General features: G+C 50.2%; 29 protein-coding genes. 8 read left to right on the top strand and 21 right to left on the bottom strand.

All coding sequences use genetic code 11. The features are described 5' to 3' along the window. Positions 1-6: 6 nt before the first annotated feature. From ABS784_RS05920 to ABS784_RS05905, 4 genes are all read right to left on the bottom strand, one after another. Positions 7-831 (bottom strand): carbohydrate ABC transporter permease, encoded by an 825-nt coding sequence (locus ABS784_RS05920; protein ID WP_025949019.1) that lies wholly within the window; start codon positions 829-831, stop codon positions 7-9. Next, on the bottom strand, positions 824-1759 hold the full coding sequence (locus ABS784_RS05915; RefSeq protein ID WP_013524098.1) for a carbohydrate ABC transporter permease: 936 nt from the start codon (positions 1757-1759) through the stop codon (positions 824-826). The genes ABS784_RS05920 and ABS784_RS05915 overlap by 8 nt, the downstream gene beginning before the upstream one ends. Before the next feature lie 238 nt (positions 1760-1997). Further along, positions 1998-3287 (bottom strand): ABC transporter substrate-binding protein, encoded by a 1290-nt coding sequence (locus ABS784_RS05910; RefSeq protein WP_013524099.1) that lies wholly within the window; start codon positions 3285-3287, stop codon positions 1998-2000. A gap of 201 nt (positions 3288-3488) precedes the next feature. Beyond that, positions 3489-5507 (bottom strand): beta-galactosidase, encoded by a 2019-nt coding sequence (locus ABS784_RS05905; RefSeq protein WP_352511777.1) that lies wholly within the window; start codon positions 5505-5507, stop codon positions 3489-3491. Between the two features lie 467 nt (positions 5508-5974). Here ABS784_RS05905 and ABS784_RS05900 point away from each other — a divergent pair, with 467 nt between their 5' ends. Beyond that, a complete protein-coding gene (locus ABS784_RS05900; RefSeq protein WP_352511775.1) occupies positions 5975-6760 on the top strand; it encodes an EcsC family protein in 786 nt (261 codons plus the stop codon). A gap of 58 nt (positions 6761-6818) precedes the next feature. Here the strand turns inward: ABS784_RS05900 and ABS784_RS05895 are convergent, their stop codons facing one another. The 7 genes from ABS784_RS05895 to ABS784_RS05865 form a co-directional block, all read right to left on the bottom strand. Then, complete coding sequence (locus ABS784_RS05895; RefSeq protein ID WP_352511773.1) at positions 6819-9008, bottom strand: alpha-galactosidase; 2190 nt, start codon at positions 9006-9008, stop codon at positions 6819-6821. A 111-nt stretch (positions 9009-9119) separates the two neighbouring features. Continuing rightward, positions 9120-10778 carry a glycerol-3-phosphate dehydrogenase/oxidase gene (locus ABS784_RS05890; RefSeq protein ID WP_352511771.1) on the bottom strand — a complete coding sequence of 553 codons (1659 nt, stop codon included), beginning with the start codon at positions 10776-10778 and terminating at the stop codon, positions 9120-9122. Between the two features lie 157 nt (positions 10779-10935). Further along, positions 10936-11490: a glycerol-3-phosphate responsive antiterminator gene (locus ABS784_RS05885; protein WP_352511770.1), complete on the bottom strand. Its 555-nt coding sequence runs from the start codon at positions 11488-11490 to the stop codon at positions 10936-10938. A 15-nt stretch (positions 11491-11505) separates the two neighbouring features. Continuing rightward, positions 11506-11661 carry a hypothetical protein gene (locus ABS784_RS05880; RefSeq protein WP_011231640.1) on the bottom strand — a complete coding sequence of 52 codons (156 nt, stop codon included), beginning with the start codon at positions 11659-11661 and terminating at the stop codon, positions 11506-11508. 17 nt (positions 11662-11678) lie between these two features. After that, on the bottom strand, positions 11679-13076 hold the full coding sequence (locus ABS784_RS05875) for a HAMP domain-containing sensor histidine kinase (RefSeq protein ID WP_011231641.1): 1398 nt from the start codon (positions 13074-13076) through the stop codon (positions 11679-11681). Continuing rightward, positions 13073-13747, bottom strand: a complete 675-nt coding sequence (locus ABS784_RS05870; RefSeq protein WP_011231642.1) for a response regulator transcription factor — start codon at positions 13745-13747, stop codon at positions 13073-13075. The genes ABS784_RS05875 and ABS784_RS05870 overlap by 4 nt, the downstream gene beginning before the upstream one ends. A gap of 170 nt (positions 13748-13917) precedes the next feature. After that, the gene (locus tag ABS784_RS05865) at positions 13918-14040 is read right to left on the bottom strand and encodes a hypothetical protein (RefSeq protein WP_011231643.1); all 123 of its coding nucleotides are present in this window, start codon (positions 14038-14040) and stop codon (positions 13918-13920) included. Positions 14041-14270: 230 nt separating this feature from the next. Here ABS784_RS05865 and ABS784_RS05860 point away from each other — a divergent pair, with 230 nt between their 5' ends. Then, complete coding sequence (locus ABS784_RS05860) at positions 14271-14735, top strand: Hsp20/alpha crystallin family protein (RefSeq protein WP_011231644.1); 465 nt, start codon at positions 14271-14273, stop codon at positions 14733-14735. A 115-nt stretch (positions 14736-14850) separates the two neighbouring features. Here ABS784_RS05860 and ABS784_RS05855 read toward each other — a convergent pair whose 3' ends face one another. Further along, positions 14851-14988 carry a hypothetical protein gene (locus ABS784_RS05855; RefSeq protein ID WP_162467483.1) on the bottom strand — a complete coding sequence of 46 codons (138 nt, stop codon included), beginning with the start codon at positions 14986-14988 and terminating at the stop codon, positions 14851-14853. A 110-nt stretch (positions 14989-15098) separates the two neighbouring features. Here ABS784_RS05855 and ABS784_RS05850 point away from each other — a divergent pair, with 110 nt between their 5' ends. Then, positions 15099-15284 carry a hypothetical protein gene (locus tag ABS784_RS05850; protein WP_011231645.1) on the top strand — a complete coding sequence of 62 codons (186 nt, stop codon included), beginning with the start codon at positions 15099-15101 and terminating at the stop codon, positions 15282-15284. Further along, on the top strand, positions 15284-15538 hold the full coding sequence (locus ABS784_RS05845) for a sigma-G-dependent sporulation-specific acid-soluble spore protein CsgA (protein WP_011231646.1): 255 nt from the start codon (positions 15284-15286) through the stop codon (positions 15536-15538). The genes ABS784_RS05850 and ABS784_RS05845 overlap by 1 nt, the downstream gene beginning before the upstream one ends. Before the next feature lie 83 nt (positions 15539-15621). Here ABS784_RS05845 and ABS784_RS05840 read toward each other — a convergent pair whose 3' ends face one another. Then, positions 15622-15969, bottom strand: coding sequence for a YppG family protein (locus ABS784_RS05840; protein WP_011231647.1), 348 nt, complete (start codon positions 15967-15969; stop codon positions 15622-15624). A 285-nt stretch (positions 15970-16254) separates the two neighbouring features. Here ABS784_RS05840 and ABS784_RS05835 point away from each other — a divergent pair, with 285 nt between their 5' ends. Further along, positions 16255-16455: a YppF family protein gene (locus tag ABS784_RS05835; RefSeq protein WP_011231648.1), complete on the top strand. Its 201-nt coding sequence runs from the start codon at positions 16255-16257 to the stop codon at positions 16453-16455. A gap of 119 nt (positions 16456-16574) precedes the next feature. After that, entirely contained in the window at positions 16575-16745 is a 171-nt protein-coding gene (locus tag ABS784_RS05830; RefSeq protein ID WP_013144930.1) for a hypothetical protein, read from the top strand. Positions 16746-16826: 81 nt separating this feature from the next. Here the strand turns inward: ABS784_RS05830 and ABS784_RS05825 are convergent, their stop codons facing one another. Further along, entirely contained in the window at positions 16827-17210 is a 384-nt protein-coding gene (locus tag ABS784_RS05825) for a YppE family protein (RefSeq protein WP_013144929.1), read from the bottom strand. Positions 17211-17326: 116 nt separating this feature from the next. Further along, positions 17327-17569: a hypothetical protein gene (locus tag ABS784_RS05820; RefSeq protein ID WP_014196179.1), complete on the bottom strand. Its 243-nt coding sequence runs from the start codon at positions 17567-17569 to the stop codon at positions 17327-17329. A gap of 224 nt (positions 17570-17793) precedes the next feature. Between ABS784_RS05820 and recU the strand changes: the two genes are divergently transcribed. Then, positions 17794-18396 carry a Holliday junction resolvase RecU gene (gene recU, locus ABS784_RS05815; RefSeq protein WP_011231652.1) on the top strand — a complete coding sequence of 201 codons (603 nt, stop codon included), beginning with the start codon at positions 17794-17796 and terminating at the stop codon, positions 18394-18396. A 33-nt stretch (positions 18397-18429) separates the two neighbouring features. Then, entirely contained in the window at positions 18430-21120 is a 2691-nt protein-coding gene (locus ABS784_RS05810) for a PBP1A family penicillin-binding protein (protein ID WP_352511765.1), read from the top strand. Between the two features lie 103 nt (positions 21121-21223). Here ABS784_RS05810 and nth read toward each other — a convergent pair whose 3' ends face one another. The 6 genes from nth to ABS784_RS05780 all read right to left on the bottom strand — a co-directional run bounded on the left by nth (position 21224) and on the right by ABS784_RS05780 (position 25981). Further along, positions 21224-21895: an endonuclease III gene (gene nth, locus ABS784_RS05805; protein WP_014196182.1), complete on the bottom strand. Its 672-nt coding sequence runs from the start codon at positions 21893-21895 to the stop codon at positions 21224-21226. Positions 21896-21998: 103 nt separating this feature from the next. Beyond that, positions 21999-22700 carry a DnaD domain-containing protein gene (locus ABS784_RS05800; protein ID WP_352511763.1) on the bottom strand — a complete coding sequence of 234 codons (702 nt, stop codon included), beginning with the start codon at positions 22698-22700 and terminating at the stop codon, positions 21999-22001. A gap of 67 nt (positions 22701-22767) precedes the next feature. Further along, complete coding sequence (asnS, locus tag ABS784_RS05795) at positions 22768-24096, bottom strand: asparagine--tRNA ligase (RefSeq protein WP_352511790.1); 1329 nt, start codon at positions 24094-24096, stop codon at positions 22768-22770. Positions 24097-24124: 28 nt separating this feature from the next. Then, entirely contained in the window at positions 24125-24277 is a 153-nt protein-coding gene (locus ABS784_RS05790) for a hypothetical protein (RefSeq protein WP_352511761.1), read from the bottom strand. 24 nt (positions 24278-24301) lie between these two features. Beyond that, positions 24302-25483, bottom strand: coding sequence for a pyridoxal phosphate-dependent aminotransferase (locus tag ABS784_RS05785; protein ID WP_352511760.1), 1182 nt, complete (start codon positions 25481-25483; stop codon positions 24302-24304). Positions 25484-25504: 21 nt separating this feature from the next. Continuing rightward, entirely contained in the window at positions 25505-25981 is a 477-nt protein-coding gene (locus tag ABS784_RS05780; RefSeq protein WP_031212755.1) for a cell wall elongation regulator TseB-like domain-containing protein, read from the bottom strand. Between the last annotated feature and the right edge of the window lies 1 nt (position 25982).

Here is a 25982-nt window from a genome sequence, read left to right as displayed (position 1 = left end):
TACTCATCATTTTACTGAACCGAGCATCCCGGCAACGAAGTGCTTTTGCATGAAAAAGAAGATCAGCGCCGTCGGCAAGGTAGCGATCACAATAGCGGTCATGATCATTCCAAAGTCCGGAGAATAACTCGATCCAAGATTTGATATAAGCAATGGCACCGTCTGGTTCTCCGGGGACTGTAATATGACAAGTGGCCATAAATAGCTGTTCCAGCTCGACATAAATGTAATAATCGCCGCGGCCGCATAGGTTGTTTTCATCGTAGGGACATAAAGCCTGAAGAAGATCCCCCATTCAGACAATCCATCAATTCGGCCCGCTTCAATAATTTCCTTCGGGAACATTTTCGTGCTTTGGCGGAAGAAAAAAATCAGAAATGCCGTTGTGACTGTCGGCAAAATAACGGCCGTCATTGTATCAATACCGATGCTTGGAAATATTTGTGATATTGTCCCAAACATTCTAAACAACGGGACCATTAAAGCAGCAAAAGGTATCATCATTGAAAGCAACAAGAAATTGAATACAAAATCTTTTGTTTTGCTTTTAAAAATTTCAAATCCGTAACCAGCCAAAGAGGAGACCAACATTGCGAGTAAAGTTGTTATAATCGCGATTTTCGCTGAATTCATTAATGCATTGACTAGATTAGTGCTATCAAGCAGGTTGCGGAAGTTTTCCATAAAATGACTACCTGGCAATAACCGTCCTTTCGTCACTTCTACTGATTTATTCGTCGCACTAACAACCATCCACAAAAATGGAAACACGGAAACAATAGATGCAATGGTTAAAACAGTATAGTTGAATACGTTTTTGAGATTACTCATTTTTATCACCTGCCACTTTAAACTGAATAATAGAAAAAAATACAATCATAATCACAATCGCATACGAAACTGTTGCTGCATAACCGAAATCAGGGGTATATTTAAATGAAAGATTGTAGATATATTGAGAAATCGTCATCGTTGCATTTCCCGGCCCCCCTTGCGTAATGTTCATTACTTCATCGAACAGCTGGAGCGTACCGATTGTTGAAGTGATTGATGTAAACAAAATCATGGGCTTTAACAATGGAATCGTAATTTTAAAAAACTGCTGAACTGGCGAAGCACCATCAATTTTAGCCGCTTCATAAATCGAGTGATCGATATTTTGTAGGGCAGATAAGTAAAAAATCATATTATAGCCTGTCCATCTCCACGTAAGAGCAATAATAATGGTCACTTTAGCCCAAAAAGGATCAGCTAGCCAGTTGATTGGTTCAGATATAAGAGAGAATTTCATCAACATAACGTTGATTAAGCCATCTTGACTAAACAAATATTTAAATATGACAGAATACGCAACTAGGGAAGTGACACATGGTAAAAAAATTGCTGTTCGAAACAATCCTCTCAGCTTTAATTTCGGATTATTCAATAATACGGCTAAAAATAAGGCGAGAATAATCATAATCGGAACTTGAATAATAAGATATATCACTGTATTTTTTACGGTTGTCAAAAAGGTAGGATCACTAAATAAACGAGCATAATTTTTCAATCCGACAAAGGTTAGATTCGTACCCGAACCCGATTGTAACGAAAGAATTAGGGCTTGAGCCATTGGATAAAAATAAAATGTGCAAATCATAATAGTAGCTAGTATCACAAAAGACCATCCAATTATTGTGTTTTTTATGCGGTGTTTCTGATTAATGTTTCGATCCGTTTTTATTATCAAATCTAGATTCACTTTTGTCGGGGGAATCACTCTATATCAACTCCTTAACATGTTGATAAATAGAAAGCAACATCGGTGAGAGGGTCTTGCTCTTTATTCAAGCATGAAAATGACCGATCAAGGCGTCGAGGAGCGGGCATCTTCATAGAAGAGCCCCGAACCACTTCTCCTGTTACACAGAATGCTTCTACTATGACAACCAGGAAGGCCAGCGGACTCTCGGGGCTTAATTTTTTATGTTTCCCTTAACATAATAGGCGTGCTATATTTATTTAACTTGTTGTTCTGCCTGTTTTTGTGCATCTTCCAACACTTTATCAAGATCTTTGCCTTTTAAGTAATCTTGCAACGCAGCTGCTAAAATATCTTCGATCACATACGTATGTGCACCGTAGTTTACTTGAGGAATTTCTTTCATCCATTTGGAGAAATCAGCTGTTACTTTTTGGCCTCCAAAAAACTCATCTGCAGCCTTATAGGCCTCACTATTAGCAGCTGGTTTGTATGTGCCAATTGCACCAATCTCTTTGTTTAGTGCTTCATAAAACTCAACATTTGATCCAAACGTTTTAGCTAGAAATTCTGCTGCCTTTTCTTTTCCAGGAATGTTAAGTACATACCAAGAACTTCCACCTAGGTTCGTAGCATTAACAGAGTTAGGAATGCCCGATTGTTTTGGAAAAGGCACAACAGCCCACTTACCGGCTTGAGAAGCTTCGGCTTTAACAGAAGCCGTAATCCAGTTTCCCGTTGGAATCGATGCAACTGCTCCACTATTAAAAGAGGCAACAAATTGACTCCAGTCGGAAATAGGTTTCGATATCCCTGCGTTTACAATCTCTTTGTAAGTTCTAAATGCTTCCTTCAGCGGCTCATTGTCTGCCAAATTCGGGGTTACACCATCTTCTTTCACATACCATGAACCACTAGTTTGAATCATCTCACGAATAATCCCTAGATTTTTAGGATCGAGTGCAAGCATATATTTACCCGTTGCTTGTTTTACCTTTTTCCCGATTTCAATATATTTGTTCCAGTCCAATCCTTGTAAATCATCAACAGTATATCCTGCTTTTTGTAAATAATCTGTTCTCACGTATAATCCAGCAACCCCTGTATCAAATGGAAGTCCATAATGTTTACCATTTAAGCTAGTAGGAGCAAGCTTATATTCAGCAAAATCTTCCGCTTTGAAATATTTTGATAGGTCATAGAATGCATCAGGATACGCTTTAAGAAAGCTCTGTGCACGATAGTCTTCAATTAATACGATATTTGGCAAGCCTTTTGTTGTGCCAGAACTTAAACTTGTATTAAGCTTTTGAACGATATCCTCTTGAGCATTTTCAATAATTTTTAATTTAAAATTAGGATTCTCTTTCTTATAAAACTCTTCTGCAATTTTCATCGCTTTTACGTTGAAATTTGGATCCCACGTCCACACTGTTATTTCATTCGTACTTTTTGTGCTATCTGCAGCTCCACCGTTTTTCGTTTTTGAAGAACAAGCAGTTAATAGAAGAATACTTACTAAAAATAGTGTCAAAATCTTTTTCAAAGAAAATCCCTCCTGTTTTTTTAATTCTTATGAACTTTTGGTGAAAAAGGAGTCTAATTAAGAATATACAGCCGAAAAACATACATTTTTCAGTTGTTGTCTTAATGAAATGAGCCTTTTCACTAAGTGCGTAAGATCCAATGTTTATAGACATTGTCATCTTATGCATATTATGTTGCCAACTGTCGGAACGAGACTTCTCTAAACCTTCCCGGCTTCATCATGCTCTCTTAACACTGCTACATCAACCCCTTGAATCCTCAATTCACCTCCTCGAAAACATTTCCCATCAATCATATTCTGGTATATCTTATCTTCTGGCAGTGACAGCGTCACTTCGTAATCATTATGATTGATGATAATTAAATACTTCCATTCATCAGTCTCTCTTTGTTGCACCTCTACATTTTCAGCTACTTCAAGAATGGGATTAATATGATGTTTAGCGAAAACCTGTTCTAAAAGCCTGCCTAAATAATTACTATCTGGATAAGTACCGACGTAAATCCCCTCTCCTTTACCGTAGCAGTTACGTGTAACCGCCGGAAGTCCTGCATACCAATCCCCCTTAAATGTCGCTAGAGGTTCTGCCCCTTCTAATCGGATTATGTCCGCCCACGTCGTACAATCATATTCCCCATCGTTACTATATATTTTGTTTACCTTTGTTTCTGGGTATGGTACAAATTCCTCAACAAAAATCCCCAAAATATCTCGCAGAGGACCAGGATATCCGCCTAGATGTACACGGTCATTTTCATCTACAATGCCACTGAAGAAACTGACAATCAAAGTGCCACCGTTAGCAACAAATTGCCGTAAGTTTTCATCTTCTCCCTCTTTAACCATATATAACATTGGAGCGATAACTACTTTGTATTTTGTTAGATCATCAGATGGCCTTACAAAATCGACAGCAATATTACGTTTATATAATTCCCTATAATAAACTTCAACTATAGGAATATATCTTAGTTTATTATGTGGTTTGGAACTTAGTTCGACAGCCCACCAGTTTTCCCAATCAAAAATGATCGCGACCTCTGCCTTGATTCTAGATCCGACCAAACAATCTAACTTTTTCAGCTCTTGCCCTAACTGTGTAACTTCCCTATAAATTCTATTATTCTCGTTCAAAAAGTGGGGCACCATTGCACCGTGGAATTTTTCAGCTCCTGCGCTACTTTGACGCCACTGGAAAAACATAATACCATCTGCACCACGGGCAATAGTTGCATAACTCCATAGACGCATTACACCTGGCGGTTTTGGAACATTAATATCGCGCCAGTTAACATGTGAGGTTACCTGCTCCATCAAAATAAACGGTTGACCTTTTCTTAAACTACGCATAAGGTCATTCATCATGGCGTGCTGAATTGGCAAGCCCTCTCTGGGATCAGGATATGAGTCCCATGTCACAATATCTACATGCTGAGCCCATTGAAAATAGTTTAACGGTTTGAATGAACCCATGAAATTAGTTGATACTGGAATATCTGGTGTTACCTCACGTAAAATTTCCTTTTCTGTTAAAAACAACTTGAGAATTGAGTCATTCATAAAACGGTAGTAATCAAGTTCTTGGGATGGATTAATAAAAGTTGGTGCCTTTCTAGGGGGATTAATTTCATCCCAATGATTGTATCGCTGTCCCCAAAAGTTTGTACCCCAACGTTCATTTAATTCATCGATTGTTTTATATCTTTCCTTTAGCCACTTTCTAAACGCGACAGCACAATTCTCACAAAAACACTTGGAAACGTGACATGCATACTCATTATTAACATGCCACATTTTGAGTGCCGGATGATTTTTATACCGTTCTGCTATAGCCCTCACAAGTCTCTTTATGTGCGTAATTAATTGAGGATGATTAGGACAATAATGTTGTCTACTGCCAAACGAGAGAATGACACCGCTTTCATCGATCGGCAAAGAATCTGGATACTTTTTTACAAACCAAGCTGGAGTAGTTGCAGTCGCCGTCCCCAAGTTAATATAAACACCGTGGTCATATAGTATATCTATAACCTTGTCTAGCCATTCAAAGTCGAACACTCCATCAGACGGTTCGATCTTGCTCCAACTGAAAATCCCTAAAGATACTAAATTCACCCCCGCTTTTTGCATCAACTTAGCATCTTCATACCAAATTTCCTCTGGCCATTGCTCTGGGTTGTAATCTCCTCCGTAACAAATTGAGGATAAAACGTTCATAGTTATTCCCCCCAGATAAATTTTTATCTAATTATAAATTAAGTTAAAATTCAATATTCGTCAACAATAAACTTTTACTAAATATATATATTTTTTTAATTAAAGACTAACCAAATTACACGTCTATCCTGAAAATACACGAACTCCAAAATGCGTAAAGTGGCAGCGTTCAACATAGGGATATTTTCATCCCTCCGATGGTGACGAAATTTTTGGGCATGGGAGTCTATATAGACTCTCACGACGGAAAAATTTCGTCGTCATTGGCAGGATAAAAATATTTTTCTGTCGAACATCGTGAATTGGTGCATTTAGGAGTTTAGGTATTTTCAGAGTAGATAAAAACAAGATTCAGTTTTTAGTATAACCCTTATTAATAAGCCCTTCTTCTTTAATAAATGTATAAAAAATGCACCTAATCCTCAACCTAAGAACAAGTGATTCAACAATGTTCGGAGGACAAATTTATGAAGGATACAGTAAAATCACTAAAACAAGAACTCCAAACCATCACCCACTGGGAACACTCCCAAAAAGACCTATGGTTTTGGGAAAAGCTTGGCCGCTTGCCGTTTCAAGTGCTGGATAAGCTGACGCCAAAAGTCGTCCATCGAAAACTCGGGCAGCTGCTTGATGAGTTGGGCAGCTATATTCAAAGCGGCGGGCAATATTTAGTGAATGAAAAGAAAATATTCACTCGGCTCGGGGTATCGTCGCTTGCGCAAGTGCCGCACTTGCCGCTTGAGACAATGGATCGCGTCTGCGATGAATTGATCGATGCGCGCGTCACGTTCGCCCAGCTGCAAGGGGCGGCAACTGGAATTGGCGGGGCGCTGACGCTGGCGGTAGACATTCCAGCGCTTCTCGGCTTAGCGCTGAAAACGCTGCAAGAGATCGCCATCGTGTACGGATATGACCCGAAGGAAAAAGAGGAGCGCGTGTTCGTCGTCAAATGCCTGCAGTTTGCCGCGGCGGACATCGTCGGGAAAAAAGCGATTTTGGACGAACTTTCGTCGTTCTCCAATGAACGCGGGCGCGTCTTTTCCGAACTGCAAGGCTGGCGGGAAGTGATGATGACGTTCCGCGACCAATACGGGTGGAAAAAGCTGTTTCAAGCCGTTCCGATCATCGGTGTCATTTTCGGTTCGCTGTTTAACAAATCGTTTATGGAAGACATCGCCGAAACCGGGAAGATGCTCTATCGGAAGCGTCGCATCATCGAGAAGCTCAAACAGTTTGAACCCGGCATCTAAGACACCGGGTTCAATTCGTTTATGACTGGTGCATAGACTCGAGCGACAGCATCCCTTCTTATCGTTGAACAGCTTTCAATCGCCACATCATGCTGATAAAATCGCCAGAGCGGTACGGCAAGGCCACTCCGGCATACATCAGCTCGTCGCCGCCGTAAACGCCAAGTCCCTCGATTTCGTAGTCTTGATTCGGGTCAAGCCCTTTTAAGCGCAGGTATGACAGCGGCGCGTTCGCTTCGGCCAGAACGCGGAAGTAGGCGACGAGCGCTTCCGAGCGGTCGGCAGAGACGAACATCCACGCCGCCTCGTTGCCTTCAAACGGGCTTAGCAGTCGATAAAACGTGCCGAACTGGACGAGGCGGCGCACGTCCTTGTAAAACGCGACTTGTTGCTTAATCATTTGTTTTTCTGTTTCCGTCAATTTCGTGATATCGAGCTCATAGCCGAAGTTGCCTGACATCGCGACATGGCCGCGCGTCTTGAGCGACGCCACCCGCCCGACTTGGTGGTTCGGCACCGCCGAGACGTGGGCGCCCATCGCACTAATCGGATAGACGAGGCTCGTGCCGTATTGAATTTTCAGGCGTGAGACGGCATCGGTATTGTCGCTCGTCCATGTTTGCGGCATATAATACAGCATCCCCGGGTCAAACCGCCCCCCGCCTCCTGAGCAGCTTTCAAACAAAATGTGCGGAAAGCGCGAGGTCATCTCGTCCATGACGCGGTACAGTCCAAGCATATAGCGGTGCGCCGTTTCGCGTTGGCGCTCAGGCGGCAGGGCAGCCGAGCCGATTTCCGTCATATGGCGGTTCATGTCCCATTTCACGTACGTGATCGGCGCGCTTGCGAGGACGTTCGAGATCGTCTCGATGATATAGTCGCAAACGTCTTCGCGGGAATAATCGAGCACAAGCTGGTTCCGCCCTTCAGAGCGCGGACGGTTCGGCACATGGAGACACCAGTCGGGATGCTTCCGGTACAGCTCGCTGTTTGGCGACACCATTTCCGGTTCGATCCATAAGCCGAACTGCATCCCGAGTTCGTTCACTTGTTTCGCCAACCCGTCTAAGCCGTTCGGAAGCTTGCGCCGGTTGACGATCCAATCGCCGAGCGAACGACGGTCGTCATCGCGCTTGCCAAACCAGCCATCGTCAAGCACAAACAGTTCGATGCCTAGTTCCGCTGCCGTTTTCGCAATGTTGACGAGTTTTTCTTCGTTAAAATCAAAGTACGTCGCTTCCCAATTGTTGATTAAAATCGGACGTTCGCGGTCGCGGAACGCGCCGCGCGCCAGGCGGGTGCGGTACAGTTCGTGGTAGGTTTGCGACATCCCGTTCAACCCTTGGTCGGAGTAAACCATGACCACTTCCGGCGTTTGGAACGACTCACCCGGCTGAAGCAGCCATGTGAAATCAAACGGGTTGATCCCCATCGAGACGCGGGCAGTGCCGAACTGGTCCACCTCGATTTGGGCGAGAAAATTGCCGCTGTACACAAAGCTGAACCCGTATACTTCGCCTTGGTGTTCATCGGCGTTTTTGGCGACGAGCGCGATAAATGGGTTTTGTTGGTGGCTGCTTGCGCCGCGGCGGCTTTCCGCCGCTTGCACGCCGGTCACAAGCGGGCGGCGCTCGATCCAGCGCTCGCGCCCCCACGCTCCGGGGAGATGGATCCAATCATAGTCAGCAGTTGGGAAATCAACGCTCATACTGAGCGCACGCAGCAGTTTCAACCGCTCGCCGCCTTTGTTTTCAAAACGGGCCGCGCGCGTGATGACGTTCCATTTTTCATACGCCGTATACTGCAACGTGACCTCTAGACCGATCAGCGCATCCTCGAGGACAATTTCCAACGTTTCCGCTTCATTCTCGTGTTCCACGTATGTCGCCGGCAGTCCGTTCAGTCTAGGCTTCCCTTTGTAAATGTGGTGCGTCTTGTAGCGCAAATCCGTCACCGTCGAACCGTTCTCAAGCTGCACGTGATACGCTGGAGCACGGAAATCGGTATTCCCATAGGCCGGATATTCTTGCGGCAGCGTATCGAGCGAAAACGTGCGGTCCGATGGGTCGGGATTGGGGGAAAACGCGCGGTCCAGCCGCGAAAACCTCCGCTCCCCCCGAACATCGCGCACCGCTTTTCCCCAATAGATATGAGCCAAATAGCCGGAGCGGAAAAGCTGCATCACGTAGCTTGCCTTGCCCGCCCGCAAATGAAACTGCTTCGTTTGCGGATTGTATGTAACCGCCATCCTCTTCCCTCACTTTGATTTTTTATTTAAATTTTACTTAATTTTTATGAAAAGATCCATCAAAAAAGCGCCTGGATTCAGGCGCTCATCATTTCCTTTATGATCATTGGTTCACTTCGCTCCTTCCTCTGCCAACACCGCTCGTCGCAGTTCCTTGTCGAGTTCTTTCTCATACACGTCCCGCTCTTCCCCCGTCCACCCTAAATACCGCGCCATAAACGCAACAACCGCCTCTTTCTCCCGCCGGACAGAATCGATGTCAAATAACAGCGCTCCGGTGCGGCGGATGAAGTAGTCGACCGGTTTGGCCGCCATTTCTTCCTCCATGGCGTAGACGAGGCGGATGAACGTTTCGCGCGTTAAGCCAGACGAACGGTCGTATTGCTGGCTTAAAGCAAACAGCTGGTCGACATTTGTGCCGTATTGTCTCGCCAGCCGCGCTCCCGCTTCTTTCGTCAATCCATAGCGCACCGCTTCGTCCGCTTTTTCGGCGATGAAGGCAGGGAGGCGGTGCGAGCCGCCGACATCGCCGCCGGAGATCGGCAATTGTTTCGTTCGACACGGTCCGAACGCTTTTCCTTCTTCTTTCTCCAGCTGCTTGGCGACAAGATCGACGACGGTCTCGGCCATTTTCCGGTAGCCGGTCAGCTTGCCGCCGGCGATCGTAATGAGGCCGGATGGCGATGTCCAAATCTCGTCTTTGCGGGAAATTTCCGACGGGTTTTTCCCTTCTTCATAAATGAGCGGACGGACGCCAGCCCAGCTCGACTCGACATCGTCGGCAGTGACGCCGACGGACGGGAACATGTAGTGAATCGCCTGCAATAAGTAATCACGGTCTTCTTCGGTCATGGCCGGATGAGCGGGATCATCGTCATAAAATGTATCGGTCGTGCCGACATACGTTTTCCCATCCCGCGGAATGGCAAACACCATCCGGCCGTCCGGGGTGTCAAAATAGACTGCCTGCTTGAGCGGAAAACGCTTTTGATCGATGACGATATGGACGCCTTTTGTCAGCCGAAGCCGCTTGCCGGTTTTCGATCCGTCTTTGTCGCGCAGCGCATCAACCCACGGTCCGGCGGCATTGACGACTTTTTTGGCGCGGATGTCATACACTCGTCCGCCGATCAGGTCGCGGCAGCGGGCGCCGATCGCGCGGCCGCGCTCGTCGTACAAAAACTGTTCGGCTTTTACGTAGTTGACGGCGTCGGCGCCAAGCTCGACCGCTTTTTTGATCACTTCGATCGTCAGGCGGGCATCGTCGGTCCGATACTCGACGTAATAGCCGCCGCCAAGGAGGCCATCGCGCTTTAAGAGCGGCTCTTTTTCCAACGTCTGCCGGGCATCAAGCATCGTGCGCCGCTCGCTTGGCTTGACGCCGGCCAGCCGGTCATACAGCCAAAGGCCGATCGACGTGCTCCATTTTCCGAACGTCCCGCCGCGATAAATGGGCAGCAGCATCCACTCCGGTGTGGTGACGTGCGGGCCGTTTTCATACACAATCGCCCGTTCGCGCCCGACTTCCGCGACAAGCTTCACCTCGAACTGCTTCAAGTAGCGCAGGCCGCCGTGGACGAGTTTGGTCGAGCGGCTCGACGTGCCTGCGGCGAAATCTTGCATCTCGACAAGCGCGACCGTCATGCCGCGCGAGATGGCATCCAAGGCGATGCCGCACCCGGTGATTCCCCCGCCGATCACCAACAGATCGTATGGCTTTTCGCTCATCGCTTCGAGAACGTTGTTCCGCTGTTTGCTTGAGAATGCCATGCTTGACTCCTCCTTGGAAAAAGACAAAAAGAGACCAGTGCAAACACGATAAGCCTTCGCCTACCATGTGTGCATGGTCTCTCCTTGTCTCCTGACTGATGATTAACTTGTTGCTTTTATTATAGCAGACTGCGGCCGATTTGGCCAGCTCAACGCATTATCCATTGTAGTGGCGCCATAATGTTTCGTTGGACGTGGTCACCGCCACCGCCCCAGCTGCAAGCGCCTGCTCGACATCGTCGACCGTGCGGATAAGTCCACCGGCATAAATCGGCTTCCCGGTCCGTTCTTTCACTTCGCGGATGATGTGCGGCATGGCGCCCGGAATGACTTCGATGCAGTCCGGATTCGTTTTCGCAATCATCTGATAGCTTTTCTCCAACGCGTGTGAATCAAGCAAAAAGATGCGTTGCACGGCCAAGACGCGTTTTTGACGCGCCTTCATAATGACGCCCGCTTTCGTGGAAATGAGGCCATGAGGGCGGAACTCTTGGCAAAGGTATTCCGCCGCATGTTCATCATGACTCAGCCCTTGCACCAAGTCGACGTGAATGATCAACTCCTTGCCATGCCGGCGCGCATAGGCAAAGATGCTTTTTAACTGGGCAATATGCACCTCAAGCAACACGCCGACCGTGTAACCGCTTGACAAAAAGGCGTCAAATTGCTTCATCGTTTTAATGGCCGGAATGATGCGCTGTTTCGCTTCCATTTTCTTTTCTTCGATTCATCCTCTCATTTTGTCGATCTCATCTAAGCATGACAGTGACATCATCGTCCGCGGTTTGCATGTCGCGATTTTCACCCCGCGCTTGCGGAATTTTTCAACGAGGTGATGAATCACTTTTTTGCTTGCCGCCTCTTCCTCATGGGGATGTCCCATTGCCTCACGCTCCTCTCCTATTCCGCTTTCGGAATGGCGAGCTCCACCGTCGTTCCTTTCCCAACTTCGCTTTCCAACGCAATTTGCCCGCCGTACTTATCGATGATCTCCTTGGCGATCGAAAGGCCGAGCCCGGCGCCGCCTTGTTCGCGGCTGCGCGCCTTGTCGACGCGGTAAAAGCGCAAAAAAACGTTTTTCAGCTCTTCTTTCGGAATGCCGATGCCATAATCACGGATGGACACGATGACAAACGGCCCTTCCTCGCGCAAGGAAATCGCGATTTGTTTCACTCGCTGAGAATATTTTACCGCATTGTCAAGCAAAATGAACAGCAATTGTTCAAAATGATGCTTCGCCATCGCCGCGCGCGCAATCGGCTTATCCGGCTGGTCAATCAGAAATTGGAAGTCCGGGTGCAAGACGCGGAAATTTTTGACGACTTGTCCGACAGCCGCCGCGGCATCCATCGGCGCGACCTCATCCGGCACCGTGATCGCCTCGGCGCGCGACAAGTCAAGAAGCTCGAGAACGAGCCGCTTCAGCCGCTCCGCTTCTTTCACCGCCGCCTCGAGCGATTCTTCTAAAATCTCTGGATTGTGCTTTCCCCATCGTTGCAGCAACGAAAGATGGCCTTGCAAAATGGCGAGCGGCGTGCGCAGTTCATGGGACGCATCCTCGACAAATTGCCGCTGCATGGCGAACGACCGCTCAATTTCATCCATCATGCCGTTGAACATCACCATCAGTTCCGCGATTTCATCGCGCGCCGGAGGCACATCAATGCGCCGTTTCAGCCCGTTGTTTTGAATGTCCGCCATCGTTTTGGCCAGCGTTTGCAACGGCCGGACGAAGCTTTGCGCCACGAACCGGCCGGCGACAGCGCTTGCCGCCATGGCCAAAAAGCCGATCGCCGTCATGATGAGAAAGAGTGTGTTGGTCACTTGCTGGAACCTCGCCAGCCGACGGGCGATCTCGATCGTTCCATGCAAGTTGCCGATATGCAGCGGCTGACGGAGCAGCAAAAATCGCTCATTGTTGATGAAATGCTCATCCATCTTCCGCTTGTCGGGCATCTCGCTTGGCGATAGCGACACCGCCGCCCCATTTGAAACGGAGACGATGACGTTTCCTTTCTCATCCGTAACGCGAATGAGCTGGTAGCGTTCATTCAGCTTTTCCAAAAACGCGCGGCTGCGGCGAATCCCTTCCCATGATAGATTACGTTTTTCCGCGTAATATGTTTCAATTTCCGCCACCGTTTGTTCCATCGTTTTTTCTTCTTCCTTCAGCAGCCATTGTTTGACCATATGATATTGCAAAAACGTAAACACAAAATACGTAATGAAAATCGCCCCGGCCGACAAAACGGTCAGCTTCCCTTTCAGCGAAAGCCGGCGAATCGCCTCCCTCTTCATGGCCGCATCACATATCCCGTGCCGCGCACCGTTTGGATATACCGCTCTTTATCGTGTTCGTCAAGCTTTTGCCGCAAATAGCGAACGTAGACGTCAACGACGTTCGTCTCAACCTCGGCGTCGAACCCCCACACTTTGTCAAGGAGCGCATCACGCGTCAAGACAACATTGATGTTTTGCATAAAGGCGACGAGCAAATCGTATTCGCGCTTCGTCAGCTCAATAAATTCGTCTCCTTTTTTCACTGTGCGCGCCTGCACGTCAACGACTAAATCTTTAAACGTCAACACTTGGGCGTTCGCTTCCGGATGAACGCGGCGGAACAAGGCGCGGATGCGGGCGAGCAGCTCTTCAATGGCAAACGGTTTGACGATGTAGTCATCGGCCCCGTTATCGAGCCCCATGACGCGGTCAAACACGCTGTCGCGCGCTGTGATCATGATGATCGGCGTCGATTTCGCTGCCCGGATGCGGCGGCATACTTCCATGCCATTTAAACGCGGCAGCATCACATCAAGCAAAATGAGATCCCACTGCTCCGAAAGAGCGAGCTCGAGCCCTTCGCGTCCATCGGCGCATACATGCACGTCAAAGCCTTCGTGCTTTAAATCAAGCTCCAAAAACCGGGCGAGCCCGGCTTCATCTTCAATCAATAAAATACGTCCGTTCATCAGTTGCTCCTCCTCTCTTGCGGCTGTTGCTGCTTCCACCTTTATACATCTTTAACTATACACAACAAATCGTTCACCGCCAACGGGCAGCCAGCAGTCAAAAAAGGAATGGGGCGCCTGTTAGGGACGCCCTCAAAAATGAATCGGCAAAAAGCGGCGCAGGCAGCTGTTTATGAATGGCGGTCAACGATCCAGTCAACAATGGCTTGAACGATTTCAAACACTTGATAAGAAAGAAGCGACACGGCTGTTCCCGAAAAAAACAATGTCACCAGCCAATGAACCCAATGCATCGCGCCATCCCTCCTCCCGCCGCCGGGCAACCGACAGCGTTATTGATGTGCATCTCATGGATGGTGGTGTCATTATATTCCATCCGGGTTAAAACAAGATGAAAACTCTCTAAAAAAGTATGAAGTAGCTTTTTTTGCGCTCTGTACATACATTGACAGTGAATCGCTTTGCCAATCGGCAGCGTCCCGACAGAACCATTTCGCTGTTTTGAAAAAAGGAGGAGAGCGCAATGAATGAATCGTTTCAACCACCAGCCAATGGGGGAGGCCATCACCCGTTCCATCATTTGCGGAAAATGATGAATCAATGGTTTGATGAACGGCCGCTGCAAAAACTGTTTGAAACGCTCGATGACTATTTCGCACAAACGTTTGCTGCAGCGTACATTCCGATCGAGGTGAAAGAGACGAAGCACGATTACCAAATCATTGTCCGGCTGCCTGACATCAAAAGGGAACAAATCAGCTTGCAATGGCAGGAAGATGGGCTGCAGCTGATCGTCGATCACAATGAAACGATTGAATCGGCAGATCATCACGGCCATGTATACGAACGCCGCCACGCACGGCGGCGCGTGGCGAGGCTGATTCCGTTTCCGTATCCGGTCGCTGAGCATGAGGTGAAAGCCTCGTTTCAAAATGGGACGCTCACCATCCAGCTGCCGCAAAAACGGAAATATATCGATATCGATTGAAGACGATCCAGCCTGTGTGTGCGTTCAAAAACCATTTTGGCAGCGGCCAGCGCCGCGCTTGGACGTGAAACAAGCCGTTCCCTTCATGGGGAGCGGCTTGTTTCTTATCCAGCTTCTATTGTTTATGGGGTGAATTTCCGGAACGTTCGCCCTCTTCCGGCGTTCCTTTTTTGATCACCCATTCGTTGGCGATTTCCTCACGGTTGTTCGTGTATTTGTTTTTCCGCTTCCAGTTGTCGTTGTGGTCTGTCACCGCCATCACCCCCTTATTGTTTGCCATTCGCTTGCCTTGCTGCGGCCAACACGATGCATACATACTTTCTCGGCTGACAAGCTACGCTACTGATAGGAGGTGCAAAACGAATGGCGAAACTGCCCGATTTCAAACAATTGAACGACCGACTGATCAACGAGCCGTCGGATGAGCCGATGCTTGTCATCAAAACAAACCTCGACCCGGACCGCGTGACGGAAGAAAATCCGTACGTCCAAGGCCGCACAAACACAAGCAAAGAGTTTGTCTCTTTTTTTGAAGGGGGCGGACGATGATGGAACAAACACTCGCTTACTTGCGCGAAGTGCTGTCCAACTATTTGGATCACCACGGCGACACCCCAAAACGCATTTACAAAAAACTGATCAGCAAACCATACCGAGGCGAAGGGGAATTTGTCCGCGACTTGACGCAAGAAGAAAGCGCCTTTTTGGATCGCATTTTGCCCCATGAAATCCGCTATGCGATGGATGAACGCGATTATGAGCGCGTGTATCAGCTCAATGAAGTGTATGAGTTGCTCATTTGACAACGTGAAAACCGCTCCCCGTGCAAACGGCGGAGCGGTTTCCCTTTTTCAAGCGCGCTCGACCGTCGCGCCATGACGCGGTTTCATTTTTTAAACGTACCGAGCAATCCTTTCAACACGCCATTCACTTGATTGACCGTATTGATCATTTGCCCCACGGTACTCATCATTTTGTTGATATCGTACGTTCCGTCGCTGTTTTTAAACTGGGCGAGAAACGACGGGCGCGGCGGCGGCAAAAGCGGCCCCGGCTTTGGGTATGACGCCGGATGGGGAGGCGGGGCGGCATGGGTGGACGGAAAAAAGGGCCAGTGCCCCGGCGCCGATGGAAAAGATGAACCTCCATAGTGGAAGTAAGGATGATAATGGCTGCCTAAGCCATAGGGACCATACGTGGGCGGTGGTAAAACCGGGCGCGAGTAACGATGCATATTCCTTCTCCCCCATTGTTGGTGTCCATTCCCCCTTGCCTAGAAAGCGGCTCGTACAGGCAAGATGCGGCCGTGCGCTGTTTCGCACGCAAACGAACAACATTCATGCTGATGAGCCACCAACCTTCCAGGCCGAAGAGGTGGGCTGCCACTAGTATATGTGACGGCGCCCGATGGCGTGTACGGACATGTCATCTCTTGTCGGAAGTTTTAATTTTCCGAAATCATTCTTTCTTCCTATTTTCATGGTACGATGTAAAAAAGGGGGAAGGGGGAAAAGCATCAATGAACGTGACGGAGTTAAAGCATAAGTTTATGGCGGTCAAACATTGCGAACCGGCTGAGGCGAACGAACTGCTTGATTTTGCCCGCCGTCTGTATTTGCGCGGGGAAATTTCGCTCGCCGAGTACCGTGATCTCGTGCGTGAGCTCGAAAAAGCCGGCGCCTCTCAGCCGGATGAAGCAGGGGAATACGCTGGGCTGTAGGACGATGAGGGAGCTTTTCCCTTCTTTTTTTTGCCCCTGTTCCTCAAGACGCATAAAAAACGATGTTTCTTCCCACCCTAAAGAGGCAAGAGGAATTGTCGTGCAAGGGGGGATTGGCGATGGGTCGAGGCGTCCACTTTAACCATAAATTGAAAGGCCATGACCATGAAAAGCCGAAACATGGAAAACCAGCGCCGCCCAAGCATACGGAGCGGGTCGAATACGAGATCAACACCGTCGCTACTGCAGAAGGCGGCCCTGTCTCGATCACAACAGGCAAAGACACATAAAACAAAAAAGGGGGCTGATCCAAAACGCACTCGCGTTTTGGGTCAGCCCCTTTTTCCGTGCGGCCGCTTTCTCCTGCCCCGTCAAAGCCTCTCCTTGCCTGCTTCGCTCGTGTCGTCAAGCCGTTCCTTGACAAGCGCCAGCGTATAAGCGACGGCCTGGCTGTATTGCTTGATGCGGCGCTCAGGAACGGATGGATAAAATGCCTCAACGCACAGCTTCGCCATATGGTCGGCGGCGGCTTCAATTTGCCGCTCATGGACATATTTCGGCCGCGCATGGCGGACCCAGCGGGAAGCGGCGTCCTTCCACCGTTCGGCAACGGCCTGCACCTCTTCGGCCATCGGTTTCACGTCGCCAAAAAAATCCGGCTCCTCGTTCCGCTCGCGGGCGCGCCGGGCGATCAAAAGCAACTGTTCGTTGTATTGTTGCAGCCGCTTCGTCAACGCCTTAAGCTCTTTTTCCATGGCGCCTCCTCCTTATCCATGCCGGCAAATCCGGTTTGCCCATGTGCCCTATGGCCCGGAGAACGGATGCGTTTTGCCGCGATGCGCTTCTGTTTGATGATACCATACCGACCGGCTCACACCAAATACAGTTTCGACGAAAGCGGAAGTGCAGCACGCTGCTTCTCCTTCTCAAGCCGCTGTTCCACGCCGGCGATCTGCCCTTCAAGCCGCCCGAGCTGTGCTTGATTTTGCGTATAACGCTCTTCGATGACATCGGCGATCACTTTTTCCATTTTCGCATCGACCTGCTCGATGAGTGCAACAATTTCCTGCAGCTGCTTTTCGATCTCCTCTTTTTTCACGAGCCGTTTTTCCATTCCCTCTCCCCCATTTCTCGCATGATGATATTCCATTCGCGGCGGGAAGGACGACTCCTGCTGCGGCGACAAAAGTAGAACGAATTCGGCAAAGAAAGTGGCAAGCAGCCGCCATTCGACATTGACCTCCTTCGCTTGCCTTCAGTCGAAAGGAGGAAAAGAAAAAGAGCGCATATGACCGGAGCGTATGGTATAATAAAAACCATTCAAAGGAGATGAACGCGATGGCACTCAAATACCCGAGCGGAAAAGAGTATCGCGGAAACAAGCCGAACGCCGCGCGCCGGCCGGCGGCCGATTATGCCAATCGCGGCATGACGCTCGAAGACGACTTAAACGCGACGAATGAATATTACCGGGAACGCGGCATCGCTGTCATCCATAAAAAGCCGACCCCGGTGCAAATCGTGCGCGTCGACTATCCGAAACGGAGCGCCGCCGTCATTACCGAAGCCTACTTCCGGCAAGCGTCGACGACCGACTACAACGGTGTGTACCGCGGCAAGTACATCGACTTTGAGGCGAAAGAGACAAAAAACAAAACGGCGTTTCCGCTGAAAAATTTCCACGCTCATCAAATCCGCCATATGGAGCAAGTCGTCGCCCACGGCGGCATTTGTTTTGCGATTTTGCGTTTTTCTTTGCTCAATGAAACGTATTTGCTTGACGCCTCTCATTTGATCGCTTGGTGGAACAAACAGGAAGCCGGCGGACGAAAGTCAATTCCGAAACAAGAGATCGAACGGCATGGACATTCCATTCCGCTTGGCTACCAGCCGAGAATTGATTATATTAGTGTAGTAGACAACGTGTACTTCACCCGTTGAAGTGAAAACTTGTAAGAAAGGCAGGATTTGCTTATGTCTGGTGAATATCGTTCTCGCGTAGAACGAAAGCAGGCAGCGAAACAAACGAAACAGCAGAAAGCGAAAACGAAAAAAGGGATCGCGTGGCTGAAAACAGTCGCCATTGCGATATTGTTCATCATCGTGATCGCCGCTGTCGGCGGCGTGGCGGCGTTCGCCTACTTCGTCAAGGACGCTCCCCCGCTTGATGAGGCGAAAATTAAAGACCCGCTCTCTTCCGTCGTGTACGATATGAATGGGAAGAAAGTCGCCGAACTTGGCGGCTACAAGCGAACGTACATTTCGTATAAAGACGTGCCCAAAGTGCTTGAAGATGCCGTGCTGGCAACGGAAGACGCCCGCTTTTATGAACATCACGGCATCGATGTCGTCCGCTTGGCTGGCGCCGTCCTCGCCAACATCAAGGAAGGATTTGGTGCAGAAGGCGGCAGCACGATCACCCAGCAAGTCGTCAAAATGACGTTTTTGTCGTCAGAAAAAACGTTGAAGCGAAAAGCGCAAGAGGCATGGCTCGCGCTGCAGCTTGAACAAAAATATTCGAAGCATGAAATTTTGGAAATGTATTTGAACAAAATTTATTATTCAGACGGCATTTATGGCGTCGCTCGCGCCGCCGAATATTATTTTGGCAAGACAGACTTGAAAAAGCTCACTCTTCCGGAAGCGGCCTTGCTCGCCGGCATGCCGCAAAGTCCAAACCGGTATAATCCGTATGACCATCCAGAGGCGGCGAAAAAACGGCGCGATACCGTATTGTCGCTCATGGCGAAACATGGCTTTATCAGCCAGGAAGAAGCGGAAAAAGCGAAACAAGTGCCGATCCAGTCGATGCTCGCTGAGCGGAAAAAATCGCAAAGCTCCGTGCCGTATGACGCCTTCATTGACGAAGTGATCAAAGAAGTGACCGACAAAGCGAACGTCAACGTCTTTGAAGATGGGCTGAAAATTTATACAACGCTCGACCAAGACGTTCAAACATACGTAGAAAAGCTATTAAACTCTGACAAATACTTTACCAATAAGAAGGATTTGCAATCCGGCATCGCCGTCGTCGACACAAAAACAGGCGCCATTCGCGCGTTAGGCGGCGGTCGCCACCGCGACCACGTCGAATTTGGCTTCAACTACGCCATCAAACCGGTCGGCCAGCCCGGTTCGACGATCAAACCGATTTTGGATTACGGTCCAGCGATCGAATATTTAAAATGGTCAACAGCGCACATTCTTGTTGACGAGCCGTATACGTATTCGGACGGCACGCCGATCCGCAACGCCGGCGGGGGATATATGGGGCCGATCACCTTGCGGACGGCACTGGCAAAATCACGCAACATCCCGGCGTTAAAAACGTTCCAAGCCGTCGGCAAAGAACGGGCGATGGAGTTTGCCAATCGTCTTGGGATGGGCTTTAGTGAAGTATATGAGCCATATGCGATCGGGGGAGTATCCAACTATGTGTCACCGTTGCAAATGGCCGGGGCCTACACCGCCTTTGGCAACAACGGGATTTACACAAAGCCGTATGCCGTGACGAAAATCGTCTTCCCAGACGGCACGGAAATGGATTTGCAGCCAAAGCCGAAACGGGTGATGCACGACTATACCGCTTATATGATCACCGATGTGCTGAAAACGGTCATCCGCTCCGGAACCGGCGTGTTGGCTAATGTCCCAGGGCTTGAGCTCGCGGGCAAAACAGGAACGACGAACTACGGCGAAGACGGCGCCAAATTTGGCCTCCAAAGAGACGATGTGCCGGACAGCTGGATTGTCGGCTATACGCCAAACTATACGGCGGCCATTTGGGTCGGCTTCAGCAAGCGAAGCAGCACGGCAAAGCTTAGTATAGAGGAACAAAAAATCCCGAAATACTTGTTGAAAAACTTAATGTCCCATATCGATGACGGCAGCGGAAGCTTCAAGCAGCCGGAGAGCGTCGTCAGACTGCCGATCAAAAAAGGCACAAATCCGCCGAAACTTGCCGGCAAATACACGCCGGAAAGCGAAATTACGTATGAATTGTTCGTGCGCGGCACTGAGCCGACGGAGACGGCGAACGACGCGCCGGAAGAACTGCCGGCGGTGAAAGGGTTGACCGCTGTGTACGACCAAGCGGCGAACGCCATCTCGGTTTCGTGGTCATACGATGAGCAAACCGATGAGACGATCTTCGAGGTGCGCGTCAAAGATGGCCAAGGTCAAACGAATACGATCACCACAAAAGACCGTTCGATCACGATTTCCAATCCGACGCCAGGATGGACGTACACAATCGCCGTGTACGCAAAAGACGGCGAACGAATGAGCAAACCGGCCATAGCCAGCGTTCATGTCCCCGGCGGAGAAGATCAAACTCCCGCGCCACAACAACCGGGGGATGACAGCCAAGGCAGCGGCGGGCAAAACGGCGGCACCGATCAAGGCAACAGCGGGAATAACGGAAACGAAAACGGTCAGGGAAACAACAATGAACAAAACGGCGGCGCAAGCAGCGGACAAGAAAATGGCAACAGCGGCGGGGCCAACCAAAACAATGGCCAAACGGATGGAACAAACAACCAAGGAACGAACAACAGCGGCCAAACGAACGGAACGAACGGCGGAACAGGTGCAAACAGCGGAACGCCGCCTGTCTCCCCGCCGTTAAAAAACGGATCCGGAGCGGGTCTTGGCACCCGTCCATAACAGCTGCATTCCCAAAAAACGGATGGCTTTTGCGCCATCCGTTTTTTCATGACCGACCGGCATGCTGCTGGCCCTTCTTCACCAAGCCCTTTCGCGGTTCCGTTCACTTCTGATTTGCCGCTTTTTCCTCCCGTTTTCGCATCCGTTTTTTTCCTTCACGGCATAAATGAAGAAGAGGACATGACGGACATTGCGGAGACTGCGCCTTGCAATGGTAGCGGCCGAAAAAAATCATTCGGTGGTGGGTGATCGACCATTCTTCTTTTGGAATGATTTTCATCAGCGTCTTCTCGACTTCCAAAACCGAGTCGTCCCAGCGGCAAAAGCCAAGCCGTTTGCTGACGCGCTCGACGTGTGTATCAACAGCGATGGCCGGCACGCCGAACGCAACGGACACAACGACGTTCGCCGTCTTCCGCCCGACGCCCGGCAGCTTCATCAACTCATCGCGGTCGCGCGGCACTTCGCCGTTGTACTTGTCAATCAACATCGCGCACAGCTTTTGAATGTTTCGCGCTTTGTTCCGATATAAGCCGATTGAGCGGATATCTTGCTCAAGCTCCTCAAGCGGCACCGCAATATAATCGTGCGGCGTCCGATATTTTTCAAACAGCCGTTTCGTCACCTTGTTGACGAGCGCATCGGTGCATTGCGCCGACAAAACAACCGCAATCAGCAGCTCAAACGGATTGCGGTGCAAAAGCTCGCAATGCGCATCCGGAAACATTTTTGCCATCTCATCCAAACAGTAGCGGATTTGTTGCTTTGTCAGCACCTCGTCTCCTCCTTATTGCCATATTGGCCCGAATAAAACGACGCCTTTTACCGGTTCGATTGGCCATTTTTGGACAAACAAAAACGAGAGACAGCGCCTCTCGTTACGAGTCGAGCCAATTGAAAAACGGGATCGTCTGTTTAAATTCTCCCGCCGTCTGTTTCGCCGAACGGGAGGACGGCTTGCGAAACTTTTTGCCGTAGTCGTGCGCCTGTTCAATCGTGCGAATGCCATTCTTTTTCCATTCAAACAAGATGCGATCGATGTAGCGGAAATTCAACTTCCCCGACAGCACCGCTTCGCGCAGCGCCGCTTTAATGATGGCCGGCTCATGGCCGTCTTGATCGATCCACATCGCAAGCGTTTCACACTCGAACGGGGAGAGCGGGCGGCCAAACTCCTGCTCAAAAACGGTGTATAAGCTCTCCTCTTCCTCCTGCCGGCCGAGTTCCCCCTGTTGAGCCGCGTGGGTGTACAAATGATGCACGAGCTTCTCCCAAAGCGGTTCAAGCGTATATTTTTCGTTGCGAATGCCTTGTTCATCCGTATGCTCTTCAATCGCGATCATCCCTTTTTGCAAGAGCCGACGCACCATATCCATGCATTCCGCTGCCGAGACCGTCATTCTTTCGGCCAGCTCGGCCGGCGTCGGAAACAAGACGCCTTCTTCGAAAAACGACTGCATATGCAAAAGCAAGACGAGCTCCCCCTCGCCCAACCCAAGCTGCTTGTAGTGGCCAAGCAGCAGCTTCGGGACGGCGATGCTTCCTTGCGCCAGCCATTCGGCCACCTTTTTCTTTTCCATGCCGATGCACCTCAACTATAGTATAACATGACGGCGGCGAAAAAACCCCCTTTTTGCAGGGGGTTTTTTACGGATAAAGCCGGTTGAGCAGCCGCGGGAACGGAATCGTCTCGCGCACATGTTCGACGCCGCAAATCCAAGCGACGGTGCGCTCCAAGCCGAGCCCGAACCCTGAATGCGGCACAGAACCGTATTTGCGCAAATCCAAATACCATTCATACGCTTCAAGCGGCAAATGGTGCTCTTCAAGGCGGCGCTTGAGCAGCTCATAATCGTGAATCCGTTCCGAGCCGCCAATGATTTCCCCGTATCCTTCCGGCGCAATCAAATCGGCGCATAGCACAACGTCGGGGCGGTTCGGGTCCGGCTGCATATAAAACGGCTTCAAAGAGGTCGGATAGTGGGTGATGAACACCGGTTTGTCAAAACTTTCGGCGATGGCCGTCTCATGCGGCGCACCGAAGTCATCGCCCCACTCGATGTCGGTCAATCCTTTTTCATGAAGCAGCTTGATCGCCTCATCATACGTTAGGCGCGGAAACGGCGGTTTGACCAGCTCAAGCTTCGACACGTCGCGCCCGAGCCGCCCGAGTTCAAGCCGGCAGCGCTCGAGCACCGACTGCACAAGGTAGGAGACGTACTCTTCTTGCAGCCGCAAATTGTCTTCAAACTCATAAAACGCCATTTCCGGCTCCACCATCCAAAACTCGATCAAATGGCGGCGTGTTTTCGATTTTTCGGCGCGGAACGTCGGGCCGAATGAGAACACTTTGCCGAGCGCCATCGCCGCCGCTTCCATGTAGAGCTGGCCGCTTTGCGACAAATAGGCATCCTCATCAAAATATTTCGTATGAAACAGTTCGGTCGTTCCTTCCGGTGCGCTGCCAGTCAAAATCGGGGCGTCGACTTTCACAAACCCGCGGTCGTTGAAAAACTCATACGTCGCCCGGATGATTTCGTTGCGAATTTTCATGATCGCGTGCTGGCGCCGCGACCGAAGCCAAAGGTGGCGATGGTCCATCAAAAATTCGACGCCATGCTCTTTCGGCGTAATCGGATAGTCAACTGCTTCTTGAATGACTTGCAAATCGGCAACCGACAGCTCGTAGCCAAATGGGGAGCGCTCGTCGATGCGCACCGTGCCCGTCACATAGAGCGACGTTTCTTGCGTCAATGTTTTTGCGCGTTGAAACACCTCTTCCGAGACGTTCGCCTTTTCGACGACGCCTTGAATAAAGCCAGTGCCGTCGCGCAGCTGCAAAAAGACGATTTTCCCGCTTGAGCGCTTGTTCGCGAGCCAAGCGCCGATCGTCACTTGTTGTCCTACGTATTGATTCACTTCCGCAATCGTCGTCGTTTTCACGCACTGATTCCCTCCAATAATCAACACGTCCATCATTCGCTATTATACCGTTCCGTCGGCGTCACGGCAACGACCAGCCAAAGCAGCGCAAAACGACGCTGCCCCCACCAATCGCCCTTCGGCGCAGCCGCCCGGAGCCAGCCGACAGTCCGCCGCTCCCACCGACGCGGAAAAAGCGGCTTTGCGCCAAACAAAGCCGCCCTTTTCTTTCCACTCTGACACCTTGGCGCAAAGCGCCTTAGGCCCGCGCCTCCATAAACCGGCGGATGCGTTCGATCGCTGTCTCGAGCGCCTCAAGCGAGGTCGCGTACGACAAGCGGACGTAATCCGGCGCCCCAAACCCAGAACCAGGCACGAGCGCGACTTTCGCTTCCTCCAACAAGGCGGCGACGAACTCGTCGACCGTGCGGCATTCGGCCATATCCGCCGCCTTTCGGGCGTTCGGGAACAAATAAAACGCTCCTTGCGGTTTGATGCAGGTGAAGCCTGGAATTTGCACAAGCTTGTCATAAATGATGTTGAGCCGTTCTTCAAACGCTTGGCGCATTTGTTCGACCGGCTCCTGCGGCCCGCTGTAGGCGGCAATGGCCGCATATTGAGCGATCGATGTCGGATTCGATGTGCTATGGCTTGCTAAATCGGTCATCGCTTGAATGATGTCTTTCGGTCCAGCCGCGTAGCCGATGCGCCACCCTGTCATCGAGTGCGATTTCGATACGCCGTTGATGATGATCGTCTGCTCCTTCAGCTCCGGCGACAGTTCGGCGATCGACACATGTTTCGCCCCGCCGTAAATCAATTTTTCATAAATTTCGTCCGAAACGATCAACACGCCATGCGCCAAGCATACTTCCCCGAGCGCTTTCAGCTCCTCGGCCGTATAAATCATGCCGGTCGGATTGCTCGGGGAGTTGATAATAACCGCCTTCGTCTTCGGGGTAATCGCCTGTTTCAGCTGATCCGGCGTCATTTTAAAGTCGTTTTCTTCCAGCCCTTCAACGTAAACCGGAACGCCGCCAGCCAGCTTCACTTGTTCCGGGTAGCTCACCCAATACGGCGTCGGAATGATGACCTCATCGCCTTCATCAAGCAGCACTTGAAAGAGCGTATAAAGCGCATGCTTCGCCCCGACACAGACGATGATTTCCGCCGGCTCGTACGAAAGCCCTTGATCGCGGGCAAACTTTTTGATGATTTCCTCTTTCAGCGCCGGCAGCCCGCCTGATGGCGTATATTTCGTATGCCCTTCATTCATCGCCTTGATGGCCGCCGCGATAATGTGCTGGGGCGTGTTGAAATCCGGTTCGCCGGCCCCAAGGCCGATCACGTCGTATCCGGCCGCTTTCAGTTCCTTTGCTTTCGCCGTAATGGCCAATGTCGCCGATGGCGTCAGCGACGCCACCCGTTTTGCCAGCTTCATCGCTTCTTCCCCCTCACGTCCTCACTGTTGAAAACTGTACCTCTTCAGGAAGGCCCCATCCGCAAAGTGAAGATAATAAAACGAATACCTTCCTTGCGCATCAATATATGTCAACTCCCAAAGAGGCACGCCTTTTTCCATGCCAAGCGTCGCGTCGATGATGCGCCGCGGTCGGCGGTCGCGCTGCAAAATGGCGCGCGCTTCCGCCTCGCTGATGCCGCTGTCCACGCCCTTGACGACGACACTCCCCTTTTTTTCAGGCACCCAAACGACGACCGCTTTCCCTTGTTTTGTTCTTCCGATGAATACGGTGCACGCTTCGTCGCCATAATATGTATAGACTTTCTTCACATCAGCAAGCCCGGCGGCTTCCTTCGCCCGCGCCAATGCATGTTCCACCATCAGCCGTTTGGGCGCCATCGCCTCGTCATAAATCGACCATGCCTGCCAAATGAGGAATCCAAAAAAAAGCAGAGTGAACCAACCCCACTTTTTCATC

Origin of the sequence: Geobacillus sp. G4 (genome assembly GCF_040327975.1) — a bacterium.
In the GTDB taxonomy this organism is placed as follows: Bacteria; Bacillota; Bacilli; order Bacillales; family Anoxybacillaceae; genus Geobacillus; species Geobacillus thermoleovorans.
Note: the sequence above shows the minus strand (reverse complement) of the source record. Positions and strands in the feature narration are given on the sequence as shown.

Bases quoted from the DNA above. Each gene is read 5' to 3' on its own strand.
- ABS784_RS05865 (WP_011231643.1), bottom strand. From the start codon at position 14,040: ATGCATTGGGTTCATTGGCTGGTGACATTGTTTTTTTCGGGAACAGCC.
- recU (WP_011231652.1), top strand. From the start codon at position 17,794: ATGGCACTCAAATACCCGAGCGGAAAAGAGTATCGCGGAAACAAGCCG.
- ABS784_RS05880 (WP_011231640.1), bottom strand. From the start codon at position 11,661: ATGGGACATCCCCATGAGGAAGAGGCGGCAAGCAAAAAAGTGATTCAT.
- ABS784_RS05900 (WP_352511775.1), top strand. From the start codon at position 5,975: ATGAAGGATACAGTAAAATCACTAAAACAAGAACTCCAAACCATCACC.
- ABS784_RS05905 (WP_352511777.1), bottom strand. From the start codon at position 5,507: ATGAACGTTTTATCCTCAATTTGTTACGGAGGAGATTACAACCCAGAG.
- ABS784_RS05890 (WP_352511771.1), bottom strand. From the start codon at position 10,778: ATGGCATTCTCAAGCAAACAGCGGAACAACGTTCTCGAAGCGATGAGC.
- ABS784_RS05920 (WP_025949019.1), bottom strand. From the start codon at position 831: ATGAGTAATCTCAAAAACGTATTCAACTATACTGTTTTAACCATTGCA.
- ABS784_RS05860 (WP_011231644.1), top strand. From the start codon at position 14,271: ATGAATGAATCGTTTCAACCACCAGCCAATGGGGGAGGCCATCACCCG.
- ABS784_RS05875 (WP_011231641.1), bottom strand. From the start codon at position 13,076: ATGAAGAGGGAGGCGATTCGCCGGCTTTCGCTGAAAGGGAAGCTGACC.
- ABS784_RS05820 (WP_014196179.1), bottom strand. From the start codon at position 17,569: ATGGAAAAACGGCTCGTGAAAAAAGAGGAGATCGAAAAGCAGCTGCAG.
- ABS784_RS05835 (WP_011231648.1), top strand. From the start codon at position 16,255: ATGAACGTGACGGAGTTAAAGCATAAGTTTATGGCGGTCAAACATTGC.
- ABS784_RS05870 (WP_011231642.1), bottom strand. From the start codon at position 13,747: ATGAACGGACGTATTTTATTGATTGAAGATGAAGCCGGGCTCGCCCGG.
- ABS784_RS05850 (WP_011231645.1), top strand. From the start codon at position 15,099: ATGGCGAAACTGCCCGATTTCAAACAATTGAACGACCGACTGATCAAC.
- ABS784_RS05885 (WP_352511770.1), bottom strand. From the start codon at position 11,490: ATGGAAGCGAAACAGCGCATCATTCCGGCCATTAAAACGATGAAGCAA.
- ABS784_RS05825 (WP_013144929.1), bottom strand. From the start codon at position 17,210: ATGGAAAAAGAGCTTAAGGCGTTGACGAAGCGGCTGCAACAATACAAC.
- ABS784_RS05780 (WP_031212755.1), bottom strand. From the start codon at position 25,981: ATGAAAAAGTGGGGTTGGTTCACTCTGCTTTTTTTTGGATTCCTCATT.
- ABS784_RS05845 (WP_011231646.1), top strand. From the start codon at position 15,284: ATGGAACAAACACTCGCTTACTTGCGCGAAGTGCTGTCCAACTATTTG.
- ABS784_RS05785 (WP_352511760.1), bottom strand. From the start codon at position 25,483: ATGAAGCTGGCAAAACGGGTGGCGTCGCTGACGCCATCGGCGACATTG.
- ABS784_RS05830 (WP_013144930.1), top strand. From the start codon at position 16,575: ATGGGTCGAGGCGTCCACTTTAACCATAAATTGAAAGGCCATGACCAT.
- ABS784_RS05810 (WP_352511765.1), top strand. From the start codon at position 18,430: ATGTCTGGTGAATATCGTTCTCGCGTAGAACGAAAGCAGGCAGCGAAA.
- ABS784_RS05840 (WP_011231647.1), bottom strand. From the start codon at position 15,969: ATGCATCGTTACTCGCGCCCGGTTTTACCACCGCCCACGTATGGTCCC.
- ABS784_RS05895 (WP_352511773.1), bottom strand. From the start codon at position 9,008: ATGGCGGTTACATACAATCCGCAAACGAAGCAGTTTCATTTGCGGGCG.
- asnS (WP_352511790.1), bottom strand. From the start codon at position 24,096: ATGGACGTGTTGATTATTGGAGGGAATCAGTGCGTGAAAACGACGACG.
- ABS784_RS05800 (WP_352511763.1), bottom strand. From the start codon at position 22,700: ATGGAAAAGAAAAAGGTGGCCGAATGGCTGGCGCAAGGAAGCATCGCC.